Genomic DNA, 5,422 nt, shown 5'->3' on the forward strand with positions numbered 1-5,422 from the left:
GCGCTCGGCCCACACGCGCAGTTGGTCGATAGCGCCGGCGCGGAAGGTGTCGGCCGCACCGAGGAGTACGGATCGCCCCTGTGCGCGAACGCTCGCGGACAGCTTGCCGATGAAGGTGGTCTTGCCGGCGCCGTTCACACCGATGACCAGCAGCACCGTGGGACCGCCGGCGTTCACCGTGAGCGCCGGATCACTGTTGCCCTTGCGAAGTGCTGCTTCCACGCCCTCCGCGAGGGCCTGCCGGAATTCGGCCTCCGTCTTCACCTCGCCGCGCTTGTGGCGCCGCTCCACATCGGCGACCAGCGCGAGGGAGGTGGGCACGCCGAAATCACTCTCGATCAGCAGCGTTTCGAGGACCTCGAGTGACCCTTCGTCCACGCCCTTGAAGAGCACGGACACATCGGTCGTGACGACGTCCTTGAAGCGCTGCCAGAGGGAGCGCTTGGGCACATCATCGTTGCGACGGAACAGACGAGCCATGGGAACCGCAGGAATCGGGAAACGAGGAGCGCCACGGGGACGGGCGTCAGCGCTGACCAGCCACGCGACGGGCCATCCACTCGGCACAGAGCAGCAGTAACGCAAGCACGAACGGCCAACCGGCATCGGCAAGGCGCGGGGCATCGGCCCCGGCCGTCCCACGCGCGAGCGGTCCGGCTGCCGCGACCGGAGTACGCGGCACCCATTCACTCGACGCGTTGACCACCAGCACGCTTGCGCCCCCCTCGGCCGTGACGTCGTACACGCCGGGCGGAAGGACGGTCGACACGACTTCAAAGCGGGCGCCGAAACGCAGGGCGAGCGAATCGCCTGCCGAGGCCGGCGAGCCGCGCCTGGTCAGGCGGACGGTTACGATCGAGTCGGTCCCACCGCGCCGCCAGCGAACAGGTTCGCCCGCCCGCACCACGCCCGACACCGGGCGTGCCGCGCGCAGGTCACCCCGCCCCGCCGACAACCAATCGAATATAGCGCCCCAGAGTGCCGTGAATGCCTCGCGCGAGCGTCCGGCGCGCAGTGACCAGCCGGCGTACCCGGACCCGGAAATAACGGCGGTTCGCGTGCCCCCCGCTTCCGTGGTGGCAATGGCGGGCTGCGCGACGCCGCGCTTGCCGAGCTGCATGGCGAGCACGGTGTCGGCACCACGAGCCGGGCCGGCGAGGGTGACCGGCGGCAGTGAATCGAAGGGGAGCGCCGCGAGTGCCGCCATGAGCGGCGAGGGGGGTGCCCCCGCCGCATACCACTCCGGGGTTCGGGTGAGATCGCCCGCACGCGCGATCTCGGTGGGGGGCGCAGGCACCCAGAAAGCCCGCGCCGCCGACACGGAGCGCGAGGCCGTCGGACGCCACGCGGTATCACCATGGATGATCAGCAAGCCCGCGGCGGCGGCTCGCGCCTTCACCTCCGCTTCGTTCACGGGCTGCAGCGAGCCCTCCACGCGCCACACATTGGGCGCCACGCGGAAGTAGGCGCGCGTGGGTACATCGAGCGCACCACGCAGCACGCTCAGCACCTCACGCACGTCGATGTCCGGCGCGGTGGAGACGAACACCGCACTTGGCCGGTCGCCCACGTCCACCGCCACGGTGAGGGTGTCGTTGCGTGGCTCGGCGTCGCCGGCGACGTCGAGTCGGACTTGCACGAGCATCGTGCGGTCACCACGCGGGACGATTGCGGGCACGGTGATCCGGGTGCTGGCAAACGGTGCGAGGGCCGGCACCGGGACCCGGGCCACGTCAGCGTCGTCGAGACGCACGACGAGCGAGCCGTCCGGGGTCGCCACGGCGCCGGCGGCGAGGGTGACGGCCGCCGCCAGCGTGTCCCCCGCGGTCGCGGAGCTCGGGAGTACCAGGTCGGCGACGCCCACGTCGATGCGCGGGGCACGCGTGAGCTGCACGAGGCGAGAGCCAGGCGGCGCATCGGCCAGTGCGTCGGCATCATCGACCTCGCCGTCGCTGACGAGCACGAGACTTCGCCCCAGCGATGCTGCACGGTCGACCGCCGGGCGCACCCGCGACGCACCGTCAGTCGGGATGAGTTGCGTGGCGCGATCGGCGTTCTCATCGCGGAGCGAATCACCGACGAGGACGATCGGGGCATCGCTGTCCACTGCGCGGAGGACACTGTCAGCCAGCTGCGCGCGCCATGCCTTCACGAAGGTGCTTTCGTCGCCCACGGCGCGGCGCCAGGAGGCCGAGGCGTCGATCGCCACGAGGGGCGCACGCGGGCGGGCCGCGCCGCGTGGCGCCCCAAGCAGGAGAGCGGCCACCACGGTGACGGCCGCCGCACGCAGCGTGGCCAGCAGCCATTCCTGCAGCGACAGGCGTCCGCGCGAGACACCGCCGGCACGGCCGTAGGCGAGCCAGGCGGCGAGCAGTCCAAGGGCAACGGCAAGGAGCCAGCGAATCACGACAGAACACTCACGGGGCGCGCGGATCGGAGAAAGGGCGCGGGGCAGAAGAATCGTCATTCTCCTGCCCCGCGAGTGGGAGCCTACGCCCCCGTGTCGTGCGTACGCAGTGCTGGGCCGAACTGCTCGCGGCCCCCAGAATCACTCCCCGCGGGGACGGGCGGGTCCGTACCGGCCGGTCGTGACGACACTCGGCTGATCGAGCTGCGCGAAGAGGCGGGCCTTGAGCTGGACAAAGGCGGCCCGCTGTGCGGCCGCGAGGGGCTCCCCACTCTGGTTGCGGAGTGCCACCCGGGGATCGCGGTGCACGCCATTGACGAGCACCTCGAAGTGGAGATGCGGCGCGGTGGACAGCCCGGTGGAGCCCACCTGCCCGATGGTCTGGGCGATACTCACCGACTGTCCGGAGCGTACGTTGAAGGCGCGGAGGTGCCCGTAGCGGGTCACAAAGCCATTGGTATGCCGGAGCTCGACCGTCTTGCCGTACCCGCCCTTCCAGCCAGCAAAGATCACGCGGCCGTTGCCGAGGGCGCGCACAGGGGTGCCCGCCGCTGCGGCATAATCGGTACCGGCATGGCGACGCAGCGTGCCCAGGATGGGGTGCCGGCGCAAACCGAAGACACTCGAGATGCGGCGAAAGGCGAGCGGGGCGCGCAGGAACGCGGCCCGCATGGATTTGCCGTCGCCGTCGAAGTAGGCCACGCGCGTGCCCTGCTTGAAGCGCATGGTTTCGACGGGCTTGCCGCCGACGGTGAGCCGGGCGGCGATGATGCTGCCGGGGCGGACCAGCCCGGTAGGTGCGCTCTGCCGTTCGACCATCACCCGGATGGAGTCACCGGGTTGGAGGTCCCGGCTGAGGTCCACACGATATTCGAGGATATCGGCGAGGGCGTAGGCGAGCTCGGTGCGCTGGCGCTCGGGGAATGCGCCCGCGCCGGCGGCGATGGCGCCGGTGAGGGTGGAGTTAACCACGCCCCCAACGACGACGGTATCGGTTGTCCAGGGGAGGGTTTCCTCCTTCTCGACCCACGACTGTCCGACCGACCGGGTGAAGCGGACCACGCGATCGATGGCGAGCTGCAACACCACCTCGGACGCGCCCGAATCGGGATCGACCTTGGTGGTGATGGTGGTGCCGGCGCGAACCTTACGCGGATCCAGTGCACTCGCGGCGCTGAGCGCCTGTGCCGCCTCGGCGGGCGCAAGGCCAGCCCGTTCGAGGGCTACGGACAACGGTTCGCCCCGCCGGATGGTATCGACGGTAGTGCGCCAGCGGGCAGCGACGGAAACACGAGGCCCCGCCGCCAGAACACTGGCCGCGGGGCGCTCTTCGACGGGACGTCCCAGCGCGATAGTAGCCGCTCCGATGCCCAGGCAACCGGCGGCGACGAGCAGCTTACGCGAGGACGTCAATCCATCTGTCTCCGTATGAACGTTGGGATTTCCATGTCATCCAGCTCCGCGCTGGTGGCCGGTGAGGCCGGCGGAACGCGGGGCGGACGCGGGGCGGCTCCTTCCCACGCAGGACGAGCGGCGGGGGCCGCAGGTCTCGCCGCCGGTCGGCCGGCCGGGAATGGCAGGACTGACGGCGCTTTGGGATGAGCACCCTGAGCATCAGAAGATGCAGACGGCAGGGGCCGGGCGGAAGGGGCAAACGTGCTGTGCGTCGCGGCGGGGGCGGCCGGGGCCGCCTGCTGCATGTAGCGGTCGAAGCCGGTCGCGATGACGGTCACGCGGATCTCGCCCATCATGGCCGGCTCGTGGACGGCGCCGAAGATGATTTCGGCCTCGTCGCCCACGGCCTCGTGCACGATGTCGTTGATCTGGTGGACTTCGCCGAGGGTGAGGTCTTCACCGCCGGTGATGTTGACGAGGACGCCCGTGGCGCCGGAGATGGACACGTTGTCGAGGAGCGGCGACGCGATGGCCTGCTGCGCGGCCTCGATGGCGCGATTCTCACCGCGGCCGATACCGGTGCCCATGAGCGCTGAGCCCCCGTTCTGCATGACGGTGCGCACGTCGGCGAAGTCGACGTTCACGAGGCCGGTCTCGGAGATCAGGACCGAGATCCCCTGTGTGGCGTGCAGCAGCACTTCGTCGGCCTTCTTGAGCGCCTCGTGAAACGGGATCCCCTTGCCCACGACGGCGAGCAGCCGCTCGTTGGGCACGATGATCATCGTGTCCACGTTCTTGCGCATCTCGGCGATCCCCTCTTCGGCCTGCCGCATGCGCTTGCGCCCTTCGAAGAGGAAGGGGCGCGTGACGATGCCGACGGTCAGTGCGCCGGCTTCGCGCGCGAGCTCGCAGATGACGGGCGCGGCACCCGTGCCGGTGCCGCCGCCCATCCCGCAGGTCACGAAGACGAGATCGGCGTTGCCAAGCACGCGCTTGGTGTCCTCACGGTTTTCCTCGACCGCCTGGCGCCCGATCTCGGGACGCGCGCCGGCACCGAGGCCGCGCGTGAGCTTCTTGCCAATCTGGATTTTGACGTCGGCCTTCGAGTTCATGAGGGCCTGAGCGTCGGTGTTCACCGAGATGAACTCAACACCCTCGAGGTGCTCCTCGATCATGCGGTTCACGGCGTTGCCGCCGCCGCCGCCAACACCCACGACCTTCATGCGGGCGTTCTGCGGGGCGTTCTCTTCGAACTCGAAGGTCATCCGGGGGAGCTCCATACGGGGCTTGGCAGGAACAGGGTGAAGGTCGCAGCCCGCGGGGCGAGCGAAGGAGTGGCGGTCGGCGTGCGGCGAGCTCCACCGAGACTGGTGGACCGCGCTGCCGACCGATGTGCAAATGTGGAACGTGCAGCTGCTGGTGCTGGAAGCTCCCCTAGAATACACATTCGCTTCTGCCGCGCAAGCACTGGATTTTGTTGAAGTTGGCGTGATTTGCCGACGGTCGCTGCCGTCACAAAAACGCCCCCTGAGTTATCCACACCCCTGCCGATCGACACGGTTCGTGATAATGTGATCGCCGGCGGAGATGTGGATGCGGCTCCGGCGTGATATTCCCGAA

At 69.5% G+C, this 5,422-nt stretch carries 4 protein-coding genes; all 4 read right to left on the minus strand.

Features of this window, described 5'->3' with window-relative positions; genetic code table 11:
- On the minus strand, positions 1-480 hold a 480-nt coding region (locus ACIQ51_RS13965; RefSeq protein WP_396205674.1), incomplete at its 3' end, for a signal recognition particle receptor subunit alpha.
- Positions 481-526: 46 nt separating this feature from the next.
- Entirely contained in the window at positions 527-2,407 is a 1,881-nt protein-coding gene (locus tag ACIQ51_RS13970; protein ID WP_396205675.1) for a hypothetical protein, read from the minus strand.
- Between the two features lie 141 nt (positions 2,408-2,548).
- Complete coding sequence (locus ACIQ51_RS13975) at positions 2,549-3,820, minus strand: M23 family metallopeptidase (protein ID WP_396205676.1); 1,272 nt, start codon at positions 3,818-3,820, stop codon at positions 2,549-2,551.
- Complete coding sequence (gene ftsZ / locus ACIQ51_RS13980) at positions 3,817-5,067, minus strand: cell division protein FtsZ (RefSeq protein ID WP_396205677.1); 1,251 nt, start codon at positions 5,065-5,067, stop codon at positions 3,817-3,819. The genes ACIQ51_RS13975 and ftsZ overlap by 4 nt, the downstream gene beginning before the upstream one ends.
- Positions 5,068-5,422: the final 355 nt, after the last annotated feature.

This window comes from Gemmatimonas sp., assembly GCF_044344655.1.
In the GTDB taxonomy this organism is placed as follows: Bacteria; Gemmatimonadota; Gemmatimonadetes; order Gemmatimonadales; family Gemmatimonadaceae; genus Gemmatimonas.